Genomic DNA, 21583 nt, shown 5'->3' with positions numbered 1-21583 from the left:
TGATGCAAGATCAACGCGCGATCGAGCGCTGGCTAGTGCCGAGAAAATCCACGAGCACCTGAATGTCCGGCGCCCCGACCGCGGCGAGCTGCAGTTTTTCGCGCGCCTCAAGCAATGGCAGGCCGGATTTGTAGAGGATCTTGTACGCGCGCTTGATCGCGAGAATGCGCTCGGCATCGAAACCGCGGCGTTTCAAACCCTCGTTGTTGATACCACGCGGTTCGGCAAACTGGCCGGCTACAAGCACATACGGCGGCACGTCGCGATTGATCGCGGAATACATCGCTGCGAACGCGTGCGCACCGATCTTGCAGAATTGGTGCACGCCGCAAAAGCCACTGAGGATTACCCAGTCGGCGACTTCGACATGCCCGGCCAGCGTCGCGTTGTTGCTGAAGATGGTGTGATTGCCGACGATGCAATCGTGCGCAATATGCACATACGCCATGATCCAGTTGTCGTTTCCGATGCGTGTGACACCGCCTTCGCCGGTGCCGCGATGGATGGTACAGAATTCGCGAAACACATTGCCGTCACCGATGATCAACTCGCTGCGTTCGCCAGCGAATTTCTTGTCCTGTGCGGCGGCACCGATCGAGGCGAATTGCCAGACGCGATTGTTGCTGCCGATACGCGTCGGCCCTTCGATCACCACATGCGGACCGATCTCCGTTCCCGCGCCGATTTCCACATCCGCGCCGATGACACTGTACGCGCCGATGCGGACATCGGCGGCGATTTTTGCACTGCGATCAATTTGCGCGCTGGGATGAATCATGGCGGCGGTGGCCTCGGGCAACGGAGAATCGGGCACGTGGGAATCAGGCATCAACCGGACGCTCCGCGCACAGCATTTCCGCCTCGGCGACCTGCTTGCCGTCGACCGACGCACGGCAGTGGAATAGGCACATGCTGCGCAAGGTGCGCTTGAGTTCCACGTCGAGCACGACTTGATCACCGGCGGTGACGATTTGCGAGAAACGCGCGTTGTCGACTTTGACCAGATAGAACAGCGATTTCTTGCAGGTGTCGGGATCGCGCGAAAGCATCACGAGCAGACCCGAGGCCTGCGCTAGCGCCTCGACGATCAACACGCCGGGCATGACCGGATGGCCGGGGAAATGGCCTTGGAAAAAAGGCTCGTTGATGGTCACGTTCTTGTACGCGCGCAGGCTCTTGTGCGCTTCGAATGCGGTGACGCGATCGACCAACAAAAACGGATAACGATGCGGCAGCAACGCGGCGATGCCGCTCGCGTCGATGGGCAGGGTAGGGGCGCCGGGTTTGGGAGCGTCCGTCATTATTTTTTTTCCTTTTCGAGAACTTGAAGGCGGCGGGCAAGATCGTCCAGATGTTTGTAGCGAGCCGCATTGCGACGCCACGCACGATTTTCCTGAACGGGTGTGCCAGATGAATATTCGCCGGCGGTGGTGAGTGAATGAGTGACCAGCGTGCGTGCGGTCACGGTGATGCGATCCGCCAGTTCGAGGTGGCCGAGAATGCCCGCGCCGCCGCCGATCAGGCAGTAGCGACCGATCCTGGCGCTGCCGGCCACCGCGGCACAACCGGCCATCGCGGTGTGCGCGCCGATCACGACGTTGTGCGCAATCTGGATCTGGTTGTCGAGCCTGACGTCTTCTTCGAGCACGGTGTCGCCGAGTGCGCCGCGGTCGATCGTGGTGTTCGCGCCGATTTCGCAATCGTCGCCGATGCGCACGCCGCCGAGTTGCGGCACCTTGATCCAGTGATCGCGATCAAACGCGATGCCAAAACCATCCGCACCGAGCACCGCGCCGGGATGAATCAGCACGCGCTGGCCGAGTACCACGTCGGCGACCAGGGTGATACGCGCGACCAGCCGCGTTGCAGCGCCGACGCGGCAGCGCGGCCCGATAATGCAGCCGGGTCCGAGGATGGCGCCGGCGTCGATAACGGCGTCGGCGGCGATCACGCATAACGCACCGATGCTCGCGCTCGCAGAGATTTGCGCGCCGGCTTCGACGACCGCGCTAGCATGTACACCGGGCGTGGCGGCGGGTTTGGGTTCAAATAGCGCTGCGATTTTGGCGAAAGCGACGTAGGGATCACGCGCGATCAATGCGGGCATCGTGCACAGCGCGGCATCGTCGGCGCGCAGCACGACCGCACCGGCGCGCGTAGCGGCGAGCTGGTTGCGATAACGTGGGTTAGCGAGAAATCCGAGCTGTTGCGGCCCCGCTTCAGCGAGGCTGGCCACGCCGTGGATTATGAAGTTGCCATCGCCGTGCACGTTCAGATCAAAACGCGCAGCCAGTTCTTTCAGCGTGTACGCCGCGCCGGATACGGCGGAAGCCGGCGCGCGCAATCCCGCCGCGGTCATAGGTGTGGCACTCATGGCGGATTCGACTTGGCGCGATTGGCATCGCTCTGGGCTTCGCGCTTGAGGCGCTCCAGCACCTGTTCGGTGATGTCGATGCGGCTGCTGGCGTAGATAACGGGACTCGGCAAGATCAAGTCGTAACCCTGTTCGCGTGCGTATTCGATGACGCTGTTGTTGATTTTCTGCCAGACCCGATCACGTTCGGCACCGGCGCGGCTATTGAGTTCCCCGCGCAAATCTTCGCGCGTGCGTTTGATGTTGCGTTCGAGCGCGTCCACTTCGCGCTTTATGGCATCGACGTCGCCTGCGGCCGCGGCTTCCTGACGTTGCCGCAAACTCGCAAGCTTGGTTTCATCGGCTTTCAGCGCCACGTCACGCGCAGCGAATTCGCGTTCCAGTTTGCTGCGGCTTTCGGCCATCTGCGGCGCATTGTCGAGCAGCCGTTTGACATCCACGTAACCGAGCTTGGGCGCTGCACTCTGGGCGAACACGAGCGCTGGCAGCAGCGCCAGTAGACTGAGCAGGGCACAAAAAAAATGCGGTCTGCGAGCGCTGCGTATCACCCTCGGTTCTCCTCGGGATCAGCCCATAAGCCGGGCTCGGGGATCATGTCCTTTATACCTGAGCATTCCTTCGGCTGCTCAGTTTTGTGCGCCGAAGGTGAACTGCAGTGTTTCGGTCTGATCGCCGGGTTTCTTGCGGATCGGACGCGCCAGGTTGATCACGATCGGCCCCACCGGTGCCTGCCAGTGGAATGAAAGCCCAGCCGATGCGCGCAAGTCGCTGAACGAAAAATTGTTCGTTGTACGCAGAACGCCATTTTGCGCAATATTGCTGTTGAAGACGTTACCGACATCGAAGAACGCGGACAAACGCGTGGTGGTATTGTCGTCCTTGACGAATGGCGTCGGGAAGATGACTTCCGCTGTGGCGACGGTTTTGAACGCGCCCCCCAACGGTTGCTGATAACCGGAATACTGCGGAATGAGATCGAATGGCGAGGCTGAAGGGCCGAGGGTATTGTCCTTGAAGCCACGCACGTCAGCCACACCGCCAGCGTAGAAGTTCTCGTAGAACGGCAGGCCGAAATTGTGCTTGTCGCTACCGTAGCCATCGCCATAACCGATCGTCGCTGATCCCTGGAAAGTAAGCTTGTCGGTAATCGGGAAATACTGGGTATATTTGCCCACGAGCTTGTAATAGCTCAGCGTCGAACCCGGCAGCGTGACTTCGGCAGAGAGCTGCAGGAGTGCACCGTGGGTCGGGTTGAAGAACTTGTTGCGGGTATCGTGGGCCCAGGAAATTTCAGTGTTCCACTGATGGAAGGTTTTCAGCGGTGTCGGAATGCCCTTGTTGACCAGCGTGATGTAATTGATGATCTCGTCTGGAGTTGCGCCCTCGAAGGTATTGATGCGGGTCTTGTCAACGCCGAGCTTGACGTTGACCGTGTCCGACTCGCTGATCGGGATACCCAGATATGTGCTGAACGAAGCCGTATCGCTGAGATATTCAGCGATGTTGGCTTCACTCTGATCGAGTTTGCGCAAGCTGATGTCATAACCGATGCTGATGCCGTCATCGGTCAGGTACGGATTGAAATACGAAATGTCATAACGTTTTTCGTAAAAACTCTGCGATACCGTCAACGCGGCACGATCACCCGAGCCGAACAGGTTGTTCTGGCTGACCGAGACGCTGGCGATGAATTTCTGCACCTGCGAATAACCCAAGCCGAAAGTGAAACTACCGGATGAGGTTTCCTCGATCGTGACATTCAGGTCAACCTGATCGTCGGTACCCGGTACGCGCGGCGTGGTGATGTCGACCTTCTTGAAATATCCGAGGCGCTGCAGGCGGATCTTCGAGCGATCGATCGCGGCCTGCGAATACCACGCACCTTCAAGCTGGCGCATTTCACGGCGGATCACTTCGTCGGCGGTATTGGTATTGCCCTTGAAGTTGATGCGGTGCACGTAAACGCGCTTGCCCGGTGCGATCACGAAATTGATCGATACTTCGCGCTTTTCGCGATTCACGGTCGGCACTGGAGTGACTTCGGCAAACGCGTAACCGATGTTGGCGAGTACCGCGGTCATCGCTTCGGCGGATTTTTCGAGTTTGTTGCGCGAGAAAATTTCGTTGCTTTGAATCTTGATCAGCTTGCGCAGGTCGTCCTCTTTCAGGATCAGGTTGCCGGATAGAGAGATATCGGCCACCTTGTAGATTTCGCCCTCGCGCACACTCGCAACAATGTACATGTTGCGCTTGTCTGGACTCATGCTGACTTCGGTCGAATCGGTGCTGAAATCGACGTAGCCGCGGTCCAGATAATACGAATTCAGTTTTTCCAGATCGCCGGAAAGTTTTTCACGCGAGTATTGATCGTTCTTCGAGTACCACGACGTCCAGTTGGTGGTGCCGGATTCGAATTCGTCGCGCAAGGTTCCATCGTCGTAGGTGTGGTTGCCGACGATATTGATGTGCTTGATCGCCGCCGCTTTGCCTTCGGCAATATTGATATTCAACTCGACGCGATTGCGATCGAGATTGAGGATCTTCGGCTTGATCGTGACGTTGTATTTGCCGCGATTATTGTACTGCCGCACCAGTTCCTGGGTGACACGATCCAGCTGCAGGCGGTCGAACGGTTCGCCCTCGACGAGGCCGATATCCTTGAGGCCCTTCATCAAGTCTTCTTCTTTTACGTCCTTGTTGCCCTTGATCAGGATCTTCGCGATGGCCGGGCGCTCCTGCACCGTGATCACGAGGATATTGCCCTGCCGAGCGAGCTGCACATCGTTGAAGAATCCGGTTTTGTACAGCGCGCGAATGGCCTGGCTGGCGCGCTCCTGGGTCAACTTGTCGCCTTTTTCGACCGGCAGATAACTGAACACCGTACCGGCGTTGATGCGCTGCAGACCATCGATGCGGATATCGGAGACGACGAACGTTTCCAGCGCAAAGGTATTGGCTGACAGGCAGGCGAGCAAAACAAGGGCGGCGATACGCTTCATCGTCACTATCCAGACAGGGGGCTTGAGCCCGCCGTGCATCATGCACTGCGGACCATGGTTTGTTTAGGGGCAGCGTCGGTCGCTACGAGACCTGGCGCAGAATATCGTTGTAAAAAGCCAAACTCATCAAGCCGGCGAGCAACATCATGCCGGCATATTGCCCGGCAATCATCACCCGCTCGCTTACCGGGCTGCCTTTGACCAGCTCGATAAGGTAATACAGAAGATGGCCTCCGTCCAAGACCGGAATCGGCAGCAGGTTCATTATCGCCAGACTCAGCGAGATCAACGCAAGGAAACTCAGGAAACTAGCCAGCCCGAGATGGGCGGATTCGCCAGCGTATTGCGCAATGCTGATTGGCCCGGAAATGTTCTTCGCCGAGGCCCGGCCGGTGACCAATAAACCGAGCATATCGACAGTGCTGCGCGTCATGCGCCAGGTTTCGCCGAATGCCGCAGGGATTGCGTGCAGCGGATCGTAGCGCAAAAGCGCGTTGTGGCTATCGGTGGGGGCGATACCGATCTGGAAATTCGGCTCGCCCTTGGCATCCTTGCTTGCAGCCGCATTCACCGTCAGCACGCCGGTCTGCTGTCCACGCAGATAATGCACATTTAGCTGGGGATTGCGCTTGGCCTGCGCCTGGATGGCGTCGTATAGCATCTCGAAATTGTTTACGGGCGCATCGTTGATTGCAGTGATGATATCGCCGACTTTCAGCCCGGCAAGCGCTGCCGGTCGATCTTCCGGAAGTGCGCCGATTTGTGCCGAGGGCACGGGACGCTTCGGCGTGATGCCGATCAGTTCGAGCAGTTTTTCTTCGTTGATACTGGCCGGCAACTGACTCAGCGCCAATGTGGTTTCTCGATCTGCACCAGCGCTGTCGCGCAATTGCAGTTTCACGTCCTGATGTTTCAGCGCTGCCGGAATCAGGTCGGTGAATGCACTGGTCCAGTTATCGCTGCTCTGGCCATCGACGGACAGAATGCGATCACCTTCGCGAATACCCGCGGCTGCTGCAAGCGCGGTCGGCTGGCCCATGATGGGCAGATAATCGGCGCGCCCAACTACAAACATCAGCCAGAACGCCGCCACGGTGAAAATGAGGTTGAACACTGGCCCGGCCGCGGTGATGGCCATGCGCGCCCACACGGGCTTTCGATTGAATGCGCCTTTCAGGCTTTCCGGGCCAACCACACCTTCGACTTCGCGTTCGTCGAGCATTTTGACGTAGCCGCCGAGCGGAATTGCCGCGACCACAAACTCGGTGCCACGACGATCAAAGCGCGAGAACAACGCCGGACCAAAACCCACGGAGAATTTCAAAACTTTGACGCCGCACCAGCGCGCAATGATGAAATGGCCGAACTCGTGGAACGTGACCAGCAACCCGAGGGTCACGATCATCCACCAGACGTTGCCCAGAATTTGAGTCATGGCATCGAACTCAACAGAAAGAAGTGCGCATGATACGTTGTGCATGCTGGCGCGCAGTTAAATCAACGTAAACCAGTTGCCCCAGGTTGACCAGCGTTTCGCCCGGTTGGGCGTCGAGGGTGGCTTCGATCAGCTCGGCAATCGCCAGGAACGGCAGGCTGCCCTGCAGAAACGCCGCGACTGCAACCTCGTTCGCCGCGTTCAAAATGGCCGGCGTGGTGCCACCAGCCTGCAACGCGCGATACGCGAGGCCCAAGCAGCGGAAGGTGTCGAGATCCGCAGCCTCGAAATCCAGCCGCGCGAGTGCCAGCAAATCCAGCGGCGCGACGCCGGCATCGACCCTTCCGGGCCACGCCAGCGCATACGCCAGCGCAGTGCGCATATCCGGATTGCCGAGCTGCGCGAGCACCGAGCCGTCGTTATATTCGACCAGCGAATGAATGATGCTTTGCGGATGCACCACCACTTCGATCTGCGCGGCACTCGCACCGAACAACCAGTGTGCCTCGATCACTTCGAGGCCCTTGTTCATGAGCGTCGCGGAATCCACCGAGATCTTGCGACCCATGCGCCAGTTAGGATGCGCACACGCCTGGTCGGGTGTGATCGTGGCCAGTTCGGGGCGTTTCTTGCCGCGGAATGGGCCGCCCGATGCCGTGAGCAAGATGCGGCGCACACCAGCGCGCGCGAGATCGGGACGTCCGCCCGGCAGGCACTGGAAAATTGCGTTGTGTTCGGAATCCACGGGCAGCAGGTCGCCGCCACCGATGCGCAATGCGTCGAGTAGCAGCGGGCCGGCCATGACGATGGCTTCCTTGTTCGCCAGCAGCACACGTTTGCCGGTGCGTGCGGCCGCGAGTGTGGATTCCAGCCCGGCGGCGCCGACGATTGCGGCGAGCACGGTATCGCAATCGTCACCCGCTGCTGCTTCGACCAAGGCGGCAGCACCTGAGCTGGCACGAGTGCGCAATCCTGCGGCTTCGATTTGTGTGCGCAATGCCGATTCAAGTTTTGCATCAGCGATCACGGCGAGCTCGGGTTCAAAACGCCGGCACAGTTCGGCAAGCTCGTTCACCTGCGTATTGGCCGTGAGCACACTCGCGCGAAAACGCTGCGGGTGGCGCGCGATCACATCCAATGCGGCGCTGCCGATCGAGCCGGTGGCGCCCATGACCGCGATACGTCGTAGCGGGAGCTCGTCTGCCACGCTCACTGTCACAGACCGAGCAGGGTCTTGCCGATCACGAACACCGGCATCGCGGCAAAAATCGCATCAAGACGGTCGAATACTCCGCCGTGGCCCGGGAACATCGCGCCGGAATCCTTGACGTTGGCGTGGCGCTTGATCAGGCTTTCAAACAGATCGCCGATGATCGAGAAACTCACGCTGATCAAGCCCAGGATCAGTAGTGGCAGCAGCGCCCAGCCGTGCACGCCAAGCAGCCAGCCACCGACCAGCACGGTCAGGCCGGCGCCAACCAGACCGCCGAGCGCGCCCTCGCGGGTTTTGCCGGGGCTGATGTTGGGCGCGAGTTTGGTCTTGCCAAAACGCACGCCGGTGAAATACGCAAATGTATCGGCAGCCCACACCAGCATGATCGCGAGCAGCGCCCAGAAATGCCCGTAAGGCTGGCTCTGGTGCAACTCAACCAGCGCCGTCCACGCCGGCAATACCATCAGCAAACCGACCAGCAGTTTGATACGCGTATTCTCTGGCGTATGCGCCGCGCCGTAGGAAAAATGGCGCAACCAGAAAATCGCGATCAGCCACCACAACGCGCCGACGATAATCAGCGCCCAATAAAATGTTGAGCCGCGATAAATCCACAGCAGGCCCATCGCGGTAAGGTATAACGCGAGCAATACGCCGCGTACACGACGATCACGCAAGCCGGACAATCGACTCCATTCCCACAGTGCCAGCAGGCACAACACCGCCGTGACGATCGCCCAGCCGAAGGTCGGAATCAGCAGCACCAGCGAGATTGCGATCGGCGCCAGAATCAGTGCGGTGATCACGCGTTTCTTGAGTGCGGGGTTGCTCATGATGCGCGCGCTACCTGGGCGCTGGTTTTGCCGTAACGACGTTCGCGCTGCGCGAAATCTTGCAACGCGCCATCAAGGCACGCCGCGTCCACATCCGGCCACAAGGTATCGATGAAATACAGCTCGCAATACGCCAGTTGCCACAGCAGGAAATTGCTGATGCGACGCTCGCCGCCGGTGCGGATAAACAGATCAGGCGCGGGCAGGTCGCTCAGGCAAAGATACGGCGCCAGGGTTTCCGGGGTAATCGACTCGGCCTGGATTTCGCCACGCATTGCGGCCAGCACAATCGCCTGCGTCGCCTGTGCGATATCCCAGCGCCCGCCGTAGTTGACAGCTACCGATACGGTCAGCGAGGTATTCGCCGCGGTTCGGCTGGTTGCGGCCTGCATGCGCTGGCGCAACGTTTCGGGAAACGCTTGCAAGGCGCCGACAAACTGCAGCCGCACGCCGTTCTTGTGCAGGTCATCCACCTCACGTTCGAGCGCGCGCAGGAACAAATCCATCAGCGCGCTGACTTCTATTTGCGGCCGTTGCCAATTTTCGCTGGAGAACGCGAACAAGGTCAGCGCCTCGATGCCACGCCGGCGGCAGAACTCGACCGCCGCGCGCACCGCCTTCACTCCGGCGCGATGGCCGAACGTGCGCGGACGATGGCGCTGCTGCGCCCACCGCCCGTTGCCATCCATGACGATGGCGATATGGCGCGGCTGTGAGCTGACGACGCTGTTCGTAGTCATCGTGATGAAATTCCCGAGGCCCGAAATATCGGCCTCAGAGCGCCATCAACTCGTCTTCCTTTGCCTTGACCACACCATCGACATCCTTGACGAACTTGTCGGTCAACTTTTGCACATCGTCTCCGGCGCTACGTTCTTCGTCTTCGGTGATCTTCTTGTCCTTGAGCAATTCCTTGACCTGATGCAAGGCATCGCGGCGCACGTTGCGAATCGCCACTTTGGCGTTCTCGCCTTCGTGCGAAACATGCTTGGACAATTCGCGGCGACGCTCTTCGGTCAACGCGGGAAGATTCAGGCGAATCACAGTGCCTGCGGTGGTCGGATTCAGACCCAGATCGGAGGCGATGATGGCCTTCTCGACGGCTTGAATCATGTTGCGTTCCCACGGCGTGATCGTCAGCGAACGTGCATCGGCCACCGCGACGTTGGCGACCTGACTCAGCGGCACGTCGGAACCGTAATAGTTGACCTTGAGATGCTCGACCAGGGCGGTGCTGGCGCGGCCGGTGCGCACGCGCGTGAGGTCGTGGCGCAACGATTCCACACTTTTGGTCATGCGGGTCTGGGCGTCGGTCTTGATTTCATTCAGCATGGAAAAAGCTCCGCTTGCAGCTTGGCTGGAAAGATCGCGAAGTATAACAGCGGCGCGCAGTCGTTTGAGTGCTGCGCTGCCGCGAACGAAGTCAGAACCGGTTATCAGCGGCCGCTATCGACCAGCGTGCCAACCTGCTCGCCGCGCATGATGCGCATCAGGTCGCCGCCGCGCGACATGTCGTAGATACGCAGCGGCATGCGGTGGTCGCGACACAACGCGATCGCGCTGGTGTCCATCACCTGCAGATTACGCTGGATCACTTCTTCGTAGGAAAGCCGTTCGTAACGCGTGGCGTTCTGGTCTTTTTTCGGATCAGCGCTGTAGACGCCATCGACCTTGGTGGCCTTCAGCAACAGACCGGCGCCGACCTCGATCGCGCGCAGCGCAGCGGCCGAATCGGTAGTGAAAAATGGATTGCCGGTGCCGGCGGCGAAGATCGCGATGCGGCCTTTTTCGAGATGGCGCACGGCGCGGCGGCGGATATAGTCCTCGCACACCTGGTTGATCTTGATCGCACTCATCACACGCACCGAGGAGCCGAGTTTTTCCAGCGCGTCTTGCATCGCCAGCGCATTCATCACGGTGGCGAGCATGCCCATATGATCGCCGGTGACGCGATCCATGCCGGTTGCGGCAAGGCCTTCACCGCGGAAAATATTGCCGCCGCCGATGACTACACCCACCTGCACGCCAGCGCGTTGTACTTCGATGATTTCGCGTGCGAGGCGATTCAGCACTTTCGGATCGACGCCGTAGTCGGCCTCGCCGAGCAAGGCTTCACCGCTGAGTTTGAGGAGGATGCGTTTGTATTTGATATCGGCGGGCATGACAGATCCTCAATGTTTCAGGCAAGAAAAAGCCGTTCATGGCGGGGCTCACCATGAACGGCTGCTAGCTGTATTCGCGTGATCGTTCCCGAGCCCGGTTGGAGATCGATCACGCGTAGATTGTGCTGGAGTATTTGATCGAAGCGGATTTCCTCGTTCAACAAATTACCGAAGCGCTGGAATCACAATCCGGCGCTCGAATGATCTTACGCCAGACCTGCCTGTTTCATCACTTCGGTAGCAAAATCGTCGCCCTGCGGCTTCTCGATGCCTTCACCAACGGCCAGGCGATGCATTGCCAAGACCTCGGCGCCTTCCTTCTTCAACGCGGCTTCGACGGTGATGCTGCTGTCGATCACATACTGCTGACCGGTCAGGCTGATTTCCGCGAGCGTCTTGCGCAACTTGCCCTGGATCATCTTTTCGAGGATGTCGGCAGGCTTGCCCGAGTCCTTGATCTGCTCCAGCGCGATTTCCTTTTCCTTGGCGACGATGTGCGCAGGCACATGATCCGGCGAAATATGCGGCGGATTCATCGCCGCGACATGCATCGCGATGCCGCGTGCGAGTTCGGCGCTGCCGCCCTTCAGCTCGATCAGCACGCCAATGCGGCCACCGTGTACGTATGCACCGACGGTGTTAGTGCTGTCGACGCGCACCATGCGGCGGATCTGCACGTTCTCGCCGACCTTCGCGACCAGAGTCTGGCGCGCCACTTCGACGGTCACGCCGGTGCCGGCATCGGCGCTCTTCAGCGCTTCGACATCGGCAGCACCAGACGTCAAAGCCTGCTTGGCGACCATCGCGGTGAACGCGAGGAAGTTTTCGTCCTTGGCGACGAAATCGGTCTCGGAATTGATCTCGACCAGCACGGCTTTACCGCCGTCCTGCGCGAGCGCAACGCGACCTTCAGCGGCGATACGGCCGGCTTTCTTGTCGGCCTTGGCCAGGCCTTGTTTGCGCAGCCACTCGATCGACGCATCGACATTGCCGGCGTTTTCGGTGAGCGCTTTCTTGCATTCCATCATGCCGGCGCCGGAACGCTCGCGCAGTTCCTTGACCATGCTTGCATTGATTTCCATGGGAACCTCTATCGTGAAGTGTTGAGCGCGCCATTGCGGCGACGCGTGTTTATTTTGCAGCGTATTGACGGCAGCTATATTGCGGCCATGCAGTCCGTTTTAAAGCCTGGCTGTTTTAAAGTCGGGCGATCTTGCAAAATCGCCCGATTCAAAAGCTGCAGCAGATCGACTCCGCTGCAGCTCAGGCAACCGATTTACTCGGCCGCAGGTGCATCGCTGGCAGGTGCGGCGGCGGCAGGTGCCGCAGCTTCAACCGGTGCCGGTGCTGCAGCTTCAGCACGCGGCGCATCATTACGCTCAGGACGCTTGCCAGCAGCCGACGCCGGGTGACGCGGAGCCGGCTTCTTGCCAGCCGGCGGACGCTTGTTGTTCGGCGCCGGACGCTTGTTGCGATCGTCGGCTTGCTTGCGCACCGGATTGCCTTCGGCGTCGGTCTCGACGAACTCGTCCTTGGCCGAGCTGACGATGATCGGTGCGGCAGCCTTGCCTTCGAGCACGGCATCAGCGGCAGCGCGCGCGTACAACTGCACGGCGCGGATGGCGTCGTCGTTGCCCGGGATCGCGTAATCGATGCCCTTCGGATCGTAGTTGGTATCGACCACGGCGATGATCGGAATGCCGAGCTTCTGCGCTTCGAGGATGGCGATGTTCTCGTGGCCGATATCGATCACGAACAACGCATCCGGCAAGCCGTTCATGTTCTTGATGCCGCCGAGCGACTTGTCGAGTTTTTCCTGCTCGCGCGAAAGCGTCAGGATTTCATGCTTGACGCGCTTCTGCAGGCTGCCATCGCTGCTCATCGCCTCAAGTTCTTTCAGGCGGGCGATCGACTGCTTGACGGTGCGGAAGTTGGTCAGCATGCCGCCGAGCCAGCGGTGCGATACGTACGGCATGCCGCAACGTGCGGCTTCTTCCTTGATCGTGTCGCGCGCCGAACGCTTGGTGCCGACAAACAGGATGTTGCCGCGCTTCTGCGCCATGCCCGACAGGAAATTCATCGCGTCGTTGAACAGCGGCAGGGTTTTTTCGAGATTGATGATGTGGATCTTGCCGCGGGCGCCGAAGATGTACGGCGCCATGCGCGGATTCCAGTAACGCGTTTGATGGCCGAAATGCACGCCGGCTTCAAGCATCTGGCGCATGGTGGTCTGTGGCATGGTAAAACTCCAAGCATATGGACGGCCGCCGGTTATTGGGGCGGGTGACGTCCGGGGTTGAGCCTCCACGTATCCGCTGTGTCCGACCGCGCTGCTCTGTTAAAGTAGCGCGGCACCCCGGTGCACGGTGACGATACGTGTGCGGATTTGCGCAAATGCGCGTCGTAGCGGGTTCCGCCATAGGCGTTGCCGATACTTTTGTTCACCCGACTGCGGCCTTACATAGCAGGCGAATAAATCCGTACAATTCTAACCTGCGCGGCCCGCACCAGACAAGTAGCGCGGCGAATGCGCGTTTAATCCGGAGATTCCATGCCCGTCACCATCAAAACTCCCGAGCAGATCGAAAAGATGCGCGTCGCCGGCAAACTTGCCGCCGAAGTGCTCGAAGTCGTGCGTCCGCACGTCAAACCCGGCATCACCACCGAAGAGCTCGATCGCATCTGCCACGACCACATCGTCAACGTGCAGAAAGCCATTCCGGCCAACGTCGGTTACAAGGGTTTTCCGAAAACCCTGTGCACGTCTGTCAACAACGTGATCTGCCACGGCATCCCGAATCCGGCCAAGGTGCTCAAGGATGGCGATATCGTCAATATCGACGTGACCGTGATCAAGGATGGATTCCACGGCGATACCAGCCGCATGTTTTTTGCAGGCGAACCATCGGTGCTGGCGAAGCGCCTGGTCGACGTCACGTTCGAGTCGATGATGCGCGGTATCGAGCAAGTGATGCCTGGCGCTACGCTCGGCGATATCGGTCACGCCATCCAGCGGTTCGTCGAGGCTGAGCGTTTTTCGGTGGTGCGCGAATATTGCGGCCACGGCATCGGCCAGATTTATCACGAGGATCCGCAAGTGTTGCATTACGGCCAGCCGCGTACTGGCCTTACATTAAAACCTGGCATGACTTTCACGATCGAGCCGATGGTCAATGCTGGCACGCGCCACACACGTCTGTTGCCGGATGGCTGGACCGTGGTGACCAAGGATCATTCGCTGTCGGCGCAGTGGGAACACACCATCCTCGTCACCGAAGACGGGTTCGAGATCCTCACGCCGTGGCCGAAAGCGGCATAACGCGGTGAGCGTGGCACCGGCTCCGCTGCGTTTGCCGCGCCTGCCGACGCCGGTCGCGTGTTCCGGCGTTTCCACCGAAGCACGCCAAGCGTTGCGGCAATTGCTCGGCGACGTCGAGCGTGATCTGGCCGGACGTTTTCATGCCGGCGAACCGGTCGAATTTCTCGTGCAAACACGCGCGGCGGCGGTCGAGCGCGTGCTTGTGCATGTCTGGATCGCGCTGATTGGCGACAGCAACCAGGCGGCGTTGTTTGCGGTCGGTGGTTTCGGTCGCGCCGAATTGTTTCCTTATTCCGATGTCGATCTGCTTGCGCTGGTCGGCATTGCGCCGCCATCGTTGTTGCGCGCTCTCGAAGCGTTTTTTGCGTGCCTGTGGGATATCGGCCTGAAACCCGGTCATGCCGTGCGCAGTATTGCGCAAAATGTCGAATTTGCCGGCAGCGATGTCGGGGTGATGACCAATCTGCTCGAACGGCGCCGCATCGCCGGCGATATCGCGCTCGAAGCGGCGTTGCAGAAAGCGCTGGCCGCGCCGTCGTTGTGGCCGGCACGCGATTATTTTCTGGCCAAGCGTGCCGAATGGCTCGCACGCAATGAGCGTTACAACGATACCGCCTACAACCTCGAACCGAATATCAAGGAAGGGCCTGGCGGCTTGCGCAGTCTGCAATTACTCGGCTGGCTGGGACGGCATTTGTTTGCCGCGCCGAGCTTGGCGGAACTCGTGCAGGCCGGCATGTTGCTAGATGACGAAGCCGAACGTCTCGATGCGGCGCGCGCGCAAATCTGGCGGATTCGCTACGCCCTGCATCTGCTCGCGAAACGTGGCGAAGAACGTCTGCTATTCGATTATCAGCGCGATCTCGCGCGCCAGCTCGGTTATGCCGACGAGCACGCGAAAAATCTTGCGGTCGAGCAATTCATGCAGGATTTTTTCCGCGCCGCGATCAGCGTCAAGCGCATCACCGAACAATTCCTGCAGCGTTGCGAAGAACAGTTCGATACCGATCCGCACGCGCAGCAAGTGCGGCGGCTCAGTATCGATTTTGTCAGCATCGGCAATCGTCTCGACAGCGATACGTCGGATCTGTTCCTGCAACGACCGGCAGCATTGATCGACCTGTTCCGAGTGTGGATCGAACATCCCGAATTGATCGGCCTGCGTGCCGATCTCACGCGTCGCATCCAGCAGGCGCTCGTGACCGTGGGTGCCACGCTGGCTGACGACGAGCACGTCAATGCCGCGTTCGCGCGCCTGTTGCGCAAAGGCGCGCCGGCGGTCGAGGCGCTCGCGCGCATGAATCGGCTTGGCGTGCTGGCGCTTTATCTGCCCGCGTTCGGCCAGGTCGTCGGTCGCATGCAATACGATCTGTTCCACGTCTACACCGTGGATGAGCACACGCTGCGCGTGCTGCGTTTCGTCGCGCGCTTTGCCAAGCCCGTCGTCAACCACGAATTTGCGCTCGCGCATGAGGTTTTCACGCGCCTGCTCAAACCGGAACTGTTATTGCTCGCGGCGCTGTTCCACGATATCGCCAAGGGTCGTGGCGGCGATCATTCCGCGCTCGGCGAGCACGATGCACGTGCGTTCTGTATCCAGCTCGGTTTGTTCGAAGCCGAAGTCGAAGAGGTCGCGTGGCTCGTGCGCTGGCATCTGCTCATGAGCACTACCGCGCAACGCCAGGACATCACCGATCCCGATGTGGTGCATGCGTTTGCCGTGGCGCTGGCGGATTCCGAGCGCCTCGATCATCTGTATCTGCTCACCGTCGCGGACATTTGCGGCACCAGCCCGAAGTTGTGGAATTCGTGGAAAGAAACCTTGCTCGCCGATTTGTACACCTCGGCGCGTTATGTATTGCGCCAAGGGCTGGAGCGCCCGCCGCACGCTGATGAGCGGATCGCTGCGTGCCAGCGCGAGGCGCGCATGTTGCTCGCCGAGCAAGGCGTAGCCGCGGAGGCAGCGAATAGAGTCTGGGCCGATTGGCCGAGTCAGAGTTTCCTGCGTTATCGCCCCGATCAGATCGCCTGGCAAACCGGCGCACTTGCGCGAGCGGATGCCGCCGATATGCCGCTGATCCTGATCGAACCCGACAGCGCGAGTGGTGCTACTGAAATCTTCGTCTGCTCGCCGGATCGCGATGGTTTGTTCGCGACCTTGACCGCGGTGCTCGATCGACTGCAGCTCAGCGTGCATGCTGCGCGCGTCGCGAATTCGCGCGGTGGTTTGGCACTCGATAGTTTTCTTGTGCTCGATCGTCACGGCAAAGCGCTCAGCACCGACGCGGCGGCCAATGCCCTTGCCACCTTGCGTCGCGCGCTGGCCAAACCCGTGCTCGATGCACAGATCTCGCGCCGCACACCGGCGCGCAGCCTGCGCCATTTTCATGTACCGACCCGCATCGAATTCACCCAGCAACCCGGTAATGCACGCACCCAGGTCGCGCTGGTGTGTTCGGATCATCCGGGTTTGCTCGCGGCGGTGGCGCAAGCCTTTCGCGAATGCCGCGTGCGCGTGCATGATGCGCGGATCGCGACCTTCGGCGAACGCGCCGAGGATTTTTTTGAAATCACCGACCAGAACAATCGCGCGATCCTGCACACCGATACGCTCGACATTTTGCGCAGCGCTCTGCTGCGACGCCTGAGCGCGCAGATCGACGATGCGCCATGGTCGGCCAAAGCCGGTTGATTGCCGGCACCATGAGGAATACATGCAAGAACTTGAAGCCGTAATAGACGACGCCTGGGAACGCCGCACCGATCTGACCACAACCGAGATCGAAACCCGTTTGCGTCCCGCCGTCGAAAGAGTCCTGAGTTTGCTCGAGTCCGGCGAGAAACGCGTTGCCGAGATCGATCCAGCCGGTGGCTGGCGCGTCAATCAGTGGCTGAAAAAAGCCGTGCTGTTGTATTTCAAGATCACGCCGAATCAAGTCATGGGCGATGGCGTGCCCGCTCCGTATTTCGACAAGGTGCCATTGCGTTTCGACGGTTACACCGAGGCGGATTTTCGCGCTGGCGGTGCGCGTGTTGTACCCGGCGCGGTGGTGCGGCGTGGCGCGTTTATCGCGCGCGATGTCGTGCTGATGCCAAGCTTCGTCAACATCGGCGCGTTTGTCGGTGCGGGCACGATGGTCGATACCTGGGCCACGGTCGGCTCGTGTGCGCAGATCGGCGCGAACGTGCATCTTTCCGGCGGTGTCGGCATCGGTGGCGTGCTCGAACCGCTGCAGGCCGGGCCGACGATCATCGAAGACGACTGTTTCATCGGCGCGCGTTCCGAAGTGGTCGAAGGCGTGATCGTCGAGCGCGGCTGCGTGCTCAGCATGGGCGTGTTCATCAGCCAGTCGACGCGCATCTACAATCGTTTGACAGGCGAAACGGTATACGGTCGGGTGCCAGCTGGCAGCGTGGTCGTGCCCGGCAGTTTGCCGTCGGCGGACGGAAAGTACAGCTTGAGTTGCGCGGTGATCGTCAAGCAGGTCGATGCGCAGACGCGGGCAAAAACGGCGGTCAACGATTTGCTGCGCGGCGTGGAATGATCCGGCTTGCTCGGCGTAAAAATTAATCCAATGGGGAACAAAGATGGTGCAGGTATTCGGTCTGGAAAAGTGCAGCACGTGCGATAAAGCACGTGAGTGGTTGAAAGATCACAAGGTCGATTTTGAATTCACCGATTACCGCGACAATCCGGTCGCGCCGGCCAAGCTCAAACTTTGGTCGAAACAGCTCGGCTGGGAAAAACTCGTCAATCGCGCGAGCTACACCTGGCGCGATCTTCCTGCGGATAAAAAAGAACCGCCGTCGGATGTCGAATGGCTGGCCTTGGTCAAGGAGTTTCCAGCGTTGATCAAACGTCCCGTGGTGGTGCAGGGCGATACCGTGAATGTCGGATTTGCGGCGAAGAAATTCGGCGAGATGTTCAAGCAGAAATAAAGGCATCGCGTGTCGGAAATTTTCGATCTCAGCTGTGAACTGATCCGCCGCGTCTCGGTCACGCCGCATGACGCTGGCTGCCAGGATTTGCTGGCGCAGCGTCTCGCGCGCTGCGGATTCCGCATCGAACACCTGCCGTTCGGCGAAGTGCAAAACCTCTGGGCAACACACGGCGAAGGCTGCCCGCTGCTGGTGTTGCTCGGGCATACCGATGTCGTGCCGAGCGGGCCGGAATCGGCCTGGACTTCGCCGCCGTTCGCGCCGACCGTGCGCGATGGACGTTTATACGGCCGTGGCGCGGCGGACATGAAATCTGGCGTCGCGGCGATGACCTTGGCGCTCGAAAATTTTGTCGGCGCGCATCCCGATCATCGCGGCACCGTTGCATTGCTGCTGACCAGCGATGAAGAAGGCCCGTCGCAGGACGGCGTAAAACGCGTCGTCGAGGAATTTCGCCAGCGTCGTCAGCACATCGATTTTTGCATCGTCGGCGAGCCGTCTTCGCAGACGCAGCTCGGTGACATCGTTCGTGTCGGACGACGTGGTTCGCTCAGTGGAAACCTGCGTGTGAACGGCGTGCAAGGACATGTCGCTTATCCCGAAAAAGCGCGCAATCCGATTCATGAATTTGCCGCTGCCTTGGCCGAATTGACGGCTGAAGTTTGGGACGAAGGTAACGAGGCATTCCCACCAACCTCATTCCAGATTTCCAACATCCACGCCGGCACCGGCGTCGGCAATGTGATTCCCGGACAACTAGATTTGCAGTTCAATTTTCGCTTCGGCACGGCCAGTCGCGCCGAGGATTTGCAGGCGCGCGTCGCAGCGATTTTGCGAAATCATGAGCTCGATCATGTGCTCGAGTGGAATTTATCCGGCGAGCCATTCCTGACACGCGAAGGTTCGCTGCGCGATGCGGTGACGCACGTCATCAAAACGCAGCTCGGCATCACACCGCTTGCCGATACCGGCGGCGGCACGTCCGACGCGCGCTTCATCGCGCCGCTTGGCGCCGAAGTCGTGGAGCTCGGCCCGACTAACGCGAGCATCCACAAGATCGACGAGAATATCGCGCTCGATGAATTGGAGCGATTGCCGGCGCTGTATGAAGGTGTTCTGTCGCAGTTGATGGCGCCGCGTGAGTCGATATGAAATCCTTTGCCCGCGTGTTCGCCATGTTTTTTTTCGCGCTGGGGTTTTTGCATTCATTGGCGCAAGCGAGCGCGCCGATTAGCGCTTCGCAACGGGTCAACACGTCTGATCATTGGACCAGCTCGGCGTCGCAAACCACATGGTATTTCAATCAGGATCTACTCGGTCCACTAGGCATAAAAGTTGTCCAGACTGAAAGCGCGATAACGCTTCCGCCGCAGCATCGCAGCCGTGCGTATCAGCAAATTTCGTTTTCCGGTTCAACGCAAAGCACGCTCGAATTTTCTGCGCGCGGCCGACAACTCACCGCGTTGACCGGCGGTGGCTTGAGGCATGCGGGTGGCTTCGTATTGCAGTTCAACGGCGGTACGGCCGACTTGCGCGGCTTTGAGTTGCAGCCCGCGCCGGGCAGCAATTTCGGCATGCAGGTTGTCGATCGTGCTGGGCGGGTCTGGTTTCGTCTCGATCATCCGCATTACGCACTCAGCGCAGATGGCCAAACCTTGAGTCTGACCAACATGAACCTGCGTTTGTCGGCGCAATTCGCGGCGGCGCTGGGACGTCCCGAATTCGCCAACATGCTGGTCGGTGCGCTCGATTCGATATCGACGGCGCATGCGCCGCTGCTTACGACGACAGCGCAATCCGCCGCCTCGACACTGCCGATGTGCGCGACCAGCTACGAATGGCAATCGCCGTCGAATCCGGTCGAAATAAGCTTGATCCAGGGCGGCGCTGATCTCACTGGCGGTATGCCTGATCAGATCAATTTCGAGCGCTGCAAAATTCCGACCGATGTCGGCTTCAGCAACTGCACACCCGATAGCACCGACGGTCTGGTCGTACTTGCGCCGGATGCGTCGTTGCAGAATATCGGCACGAGTTCGGTGGCGTGGAATGCGATGTTCAATCGCAACAATCACGGCCAGCCGCAGCCGCCGTACAACAACGATCAACATCCGTATCTGGTGTGGAATCTGTATCTTGTCGATGCGAATGGCGTTATCAAACAGATCGGCGTTTCAGCCGCCAAGCACGCGTTTTACAGCGTGAATTTTCAATGTGGCTGCGATCCCGGCCACGCGCCGAGTGTGTTGTATCCAACCTGCCAGGATAATTACAGCGGCGCGACCAACGACTTTGAGGATTACCTCGGCCCACGCCGCGAAATCGTGCCGGCGACCGGGCAGTGGGACGTTGCGGCTCGATTTTCGATCCGATCTGCAGCGGTCAAAACGCGGGTCCGAGCGGCGAATACGGTACGGTCGATCCGCGCCGCCACATGGTCGTGCGCGAAAGCGATATCGCGCCGGCGCTGAATGCGGGCGCGCAATATTTTTTCGAATATTGGTATGTCATTCGTGACGCGCAAACCCCCTACAGCAGCATGGGTTATCGCATGCTGTCGAATTTCCACAAGGTGCTCGGCGGCGATGGCATAAGCTCAATCTGGCAATTCGATACCGGCGATCTGAGCGGCGGTCCGGTCGTCAACGCATGGTCGCCACCGCCCGGCGTGGTCGCGATCGACAGCGATAATATCGAGATCGCCACGCCAGATGGTCACGCCCGTATCGTGGTGCGCACGCACGCGCTCGGCGGTGGGAAATACCATTACGATTACGCCGTGATGAACGTCGACTTTGCGCACGCCGTGATCGATCCGGCCCATGCCAGTGACGACTCGAGCGTGAATCCGCAAGGCCTGAAATTGCTCTCGAACGTGGGCTTCAGCCGGTTTTCCGTACCGGTTGCTGCAGGAGTGAATATCAGCAATCTGACATTCGCGGATGCCGATGCCAACCCGATGAATGACTGGGTGGCGACGATAGCGGATCAGCATATCGTCTGGCAGGCGCCGGATGGCAATACGCTGAATTGGGGTACGATGTACGCGTTTGGATTCGATGCCGATCAGGCACCGAACAGCGGCAGTCTGGCGCTGGCGATGACGCCGCCCGATGCCGCAGCGTTGCCGGCGACGGCAGCCGATAGCGCCACAGATTATGTGGCGACGACCCTCGCACCGGTAGCCTTTATCCTGCCTACGATTCTACCGGCGTTGAGCCGCTGGAGCCTGTTTGCGATCAGTGTTTTGATCGTGCTTGCGACCTTGCTGCGCAGGCGTCGTTATCGCCAAACATAAGCGACAAACGA

The 21583-nt window shown here is 59.8% G+C and carries 20 protein-coding genes; 7 read left to right on the top strand and 13 right to left on the bottom strand.

The genetic code is table 11. From position 1 onward, the window contains the following. Positions 1–10 precede the first annotated feature (10 nt). From lpxA to rpsB, 13 genes are all read right to left on the bottom strand, one after another. Positions 11–829, bottom strand: coding sequence for an acyl-ACP--UDP-N-acetylglucosamine O-acyltransferase (gene lpxA / locus ELE36_RS14585; RefSeq protein ID WP_425480880.1), 819 nt, complete (start codon positions 827–829; stop codon positions 11–13). Beyond that, positions 822–1301 carry a 3-hydroxyacyl-ACP dehydratase FabZ gene (gene fabZ, locus ELE36_RS14580; RefSeq protein ID WP_129834528.1) on the bottom strand — a complete coding sequence of 160 codons (480 nt, stop codon included), beginning with the start codon at positions 1299–1301 and terminating at the stop codon, positions 822–824. Before fabZ ends, lpxA begins: the two co-directional genes overlap by 8 nt. Continuing rightward, on the bottom strand, positions 1301–2374 hold the full coding sequence (gene lpxD, locus ELE36_RS14575; RefSeq protein WP_242512280.1) for a UDP-3-O-(3-hydroxymyristoyl)glucosamine N-acyltransferase: 1074 nt from the start codon (positions 2372–2374) through the stop codon (positions 1301–1303). Before lpxD ends, fabZ begins: the two co-directional genes overlap by 1 nt. Next, positions 2371–2922, bottom strand: coding sequence for an OmpH/Skp family outer membrane protein (locus ELE36_RS14570; RefSeq protein ID WP_129834526.1), 552 nt, complete (start codon positions 2920–2922; stop codon positions 2371–2373). The genes lpxD and ELE36_RS14570 overlap by 4 nt, the downstream gene beginning before the upstream one ends. 78 nt (positions 2923–3000) lie before the next feature. After that, complete coding sequence (gene bamA / locus ELE36_RS14565; protein ID WP_129834524.1) at positions 3001–5373, bottom strand: outer membrane protein assembly factor BamA; 2373 nt, start codon at positions 5371–5373, stop codon at positions 3001–3003. A gap of 82 nt (positions 5374–5455) precedes the next feature. After that, complete coding sequence (gene rseP, locus ELE36_RS14560; RefSeq protein ID WP_129834523.1) at positions 5456–6808, bottom strand: RIP metalloprotease RseP; 1353 nt, start codon at positions 6806–6808, stop codon at positions 5456–5458. Between the two features lie 10 nt (positions 6809–6818). Continuing rightward, positions 6819–7979 (bottom strand): 1-deoxy-D-xylulose-5-phosphate reductoisomerase, encoded by a 1161-nt coding sequence (locus ELE36_RS14555; protein ID WP_129836902.1) that lies wholly within the window; start codon positions 7977–7979, stop codon positions 6819–6821. Between the two features lie 44 nt (positions 7980–8023). Next, positions 8024–8854: a phosphatidate cytidylyltransferase gene (locus ELE36_RS14550; protein ID WP_129834521.1), complete on the bottom strand. Its 831-nt coding sequence runs from the start codon at positions 8852–8854 to the stop codon at positions 8024–8026. Next, the gene (gene uppS, locus ELE36_RS14545; protein WP_129834519.1) at positions 8851–9594 is read right to left on the bottom strand and encodes a polyprenyl diphosphate synthase; all 744 of its coding nucleotides are present in this window, start codon (positions 9592–9594) and stop codon (positions 8851–8853) included. The genes ELE36_RS14550 and uppS overlap by 4 nt, the downstream gene beginning before the upstream one ends. A 34-nt stretch (positions 9595–9628) precedes the next feature. Then, complete coding sequence (frr, locus tag ELE36_RS14540) at positions 9629–10186, bottom strand: ribosome recycling factor (RefSeq protein ID WP_129834517.1); 558 nt, start codon at positions 10184–10186, stop codon at positions 9629–9631. A 104-nt stretch (positions 10187–10290) separates the two neighbouring features. Beyond that, entirely contained in the window at positions 10291–11016 is a 726-nt protein-coding gene (pyrH, locus tag ELE36_RS14535; protein WP_129834515.1) for a UMP kinase, read from the bottom strand. 206 nt (positions 11017–11222) lie between these two features. Next, positions 11223–12098 carry a translation elongation factor Ts gene (gene tsf / locus ELE36_RS14530; RefSeq protein WP_129834513.1) on the bottom strand — a complete coding sequence of 292 codons (876 nt, stop codon included), beginning with the start codon at positions 12096–12098 and terminating at the stop codon, positions 11223–11225. A 194-nt stretch (positions 12099–12292) separates the two neighbouring features. Next, positions 12293–13255 carry a 30S ribosomal protein S2 gene (rpsB, locus tag ELE36_RS14525; protein WP_129834511.1) on the bottom strand — a complete coding sequence of 321 codons (963 nt, stop codon included), beginning with the start codon at positions 13253–13255 and terminating at the stop codon, positions 12293–12295. Between the two features lie 312 nt (positions 13256–13567). On the opposite strand from rpsB, the gene map reads away from it, so the two are divergent. From map to ELE36_RS14490, 7 genes are read left to right on the top strand one after another with little or no spacing between them, the layout of a single operon-like run. Next, entirely contained in the window at positions 13568–14335 is a 768-nt protein-coding gene (gene map, locus ELE36_RS14520; RefSeq protein WP_129834509.1) for a type I methionyl aminopeptidase, read from the top strand. Between the two features lie 4 nt (positions 14336–14339). Continuing rightward, positions 14340–17027: a [protein-PII] uridylyltransferase gene (glnD, locus tag ELE36_RS14515; RefSeq protein WP_242512279.1), complete on the top strand. Its 2688-nt coding sequence runs from the start codon at positions 14340–14342 to the stop codon at positions 17025–17027. 22 nt (positions 17028–17049) lie between these two features. After that, entirely contained in the window at positions 17050–17880 is an 831-nt protein-coding gene (gene dapD, locus ELE36_RS14510) for a 2,3,4,5-tetrahydropyridine-2,6-dicarboxylate N-succinyltransferase (protein ID WP_129834507.1), read from the top strand. Between the two features lie 43 nt (positions 17881–17923). Beyond that, positions 17924–18274 carry a Spx/MgsR family RNA polymerase-binding regulatory protein gene (locus tag ELE36_RS14505; protein ID WP_129834505.1) on the top strand — a complete coding sequence of 117 codons (351 nt, stop codon included), beginning with the start codon at positions 17924–17926 and terminating at the stop codon, positions 18272–18274. A gap of 9 nt (positions 18275–18283) precedes the next feature. Beyond that, positions 18284–19426, top strand: coding sequence for a succinyl-diaminopimelate desuccinylase (gene dapE / locus ELE36_RS14500; RefSeq protein ID WP_129834503.1), 1143 nt, complete (start codon positions 18284–18286; stop codon positions 19424–19426). Next, a complete protein-coding gene (locus tag ELE36_RS14495; RefSeq protein ID WP_129834501.1) occupies positions 19423–20745 on the top strand; it encodes a hypothetical protein in 1323 nt (440 codons plus the stop codon). The genes dapE and ELE36_RS14495 overlap by 4 nt, the downstream gene beginning before the upstream one ends. Then, entirely contained in the window at positions 20709–21572 is an 864-nt protein-coding gene (locus tag ELE36_RS14490) for a hypothetical protein (protein ID WP_129834499.1), read from the top strand. The genes ELE36_RS14495 and ELE36_RS14490 overlap by 37 nt, the downstream gene beginning before the upstream one ends. The last annotated feature ends 11 nt before the right edge of the window (positions 21573–21583 follow it).

This window comes from Pseudolysobacter antarcticus, assembly GCF_004168365.1.
Lineage (GTDB): Bacteria > Pseudomonadota > Gammaproteobacteria > Xanthomonadales > Rhodanobacteraceae > Pseudolysobacter > Pseudolysobacter antarcticus.
Note: the sequence above shows the minus strand (reverse complement) of the source record. Positions and strands in the feature narration are given on the sequence as shown.

Coding starts and splice junctions, on each gene's coding strand:
- lpxD (WP_242512280.1), bottom strand. CDS start 2,374: ATGAGTGCCACACCTATGACCGCGGCGGGATTGCGCGCGCCGGCTTCC.
- uppS (WP_129834519.1), bottom strand. CDS start 9,594: ATGACTACGAACAGCGTCGTCAGCTCACAGCCGCGCCATATCGCCATC.
- lpxA (WP_425480880.1), bottom strand. CDS start 829: ATGCCTGATTCCCACGTGCCCGATTCTCCGTTGCCCGAGGCCACCGCC.
- bamA (WP_129834524.1), bottom strand. CDS start 5,373: ATGAAGCGTATCGCCGCCCTTGTTTTGCTCGCCTGCCTGTCAGCCAAT.
- dapD (WP_129834507.1), top strand. CDS start 17,050: ATGCAAGAACTTGAAGCCGTAATAGACGACGCCTGGGAACGCCGCACC.
- fabZ (WP_129834528.1), bottom strand. CDS start 1,301: ATGACGGACGCTCCCAAACCCGGCGCCCCTACCCTGCCCATCGACGCG.
- ELE36_RS14505 (WP_129834505.1), top strand. CDS start 17,924: ATGGTGCAGGTATTCGGTCTGGAAAAGTGCAGCACGTGCGATAAAGCA.
- ELE36_RS14495 (WP_129834501.1), top strand. CDS start 19,423: ATGAAATCCTTTGCCCGCGTGTTCGCCATGTTTTTTTTCGCGCTGGGG.
- ELE36_RS14490 (WP_129834499.1), top strand. CDS start 20,709: ATGGTCGTGCGCGAAAGCGATATCGCGCCGGCGCTGAATGCGGGCGCG.
- ELE36_RS14550 (WP_129834521.1), bottom strand. CDS start 8,854: ATGAGCAACCCCGCACTCAAGAAACGCGTGATCACCGCACTGATTCTG.
- frr (WP_129834517.1), bottom strand. CDS start 10,186: ATGCTGAATGAAATCAAGACCGACGCCCAGACCCGCATGACCAAAAGT.
- ELE36_RS14555 (WP_129836902.1), bottom strand. CDS start 7,979: ATGGGCGCCACCGGCTCGATCGGCAGCGCCGCATTGGATGTGATCGCG.
- rpsB (WP_129834511.1), bottom strand. CDS start 13,255: ATGCCACAGACCACCATGCGCCAGATGCTTGAAGCCGGCGTGCATTTC.
- pyrH (WP_129834515.1), bottom strand. CDS start 11,016: ATGCCCGCCGATATCAAATACAAACGCATCCTCCTCAAACTCAGCGGT.
- rseP (WP_129834523.1), bottom strand. CDS start 6,808: ATGACTCAAATTCTGGGCAACGTCTGGTGGATGATCGTGACCCTCGGG.
- tsf (WP_129834513.1), bottom strand. CDS start 12,098: ATGGAAATCAATGCAAGCATGGTCAAGGAACTGCGCGAGCGTTCCGGC.
- map (WP_129834509.1), top strand. CDS start 13,568: ATGCCCGTCACCATCAAAACTCCCGAGCAGATCGAAAAGATGCGCGTC.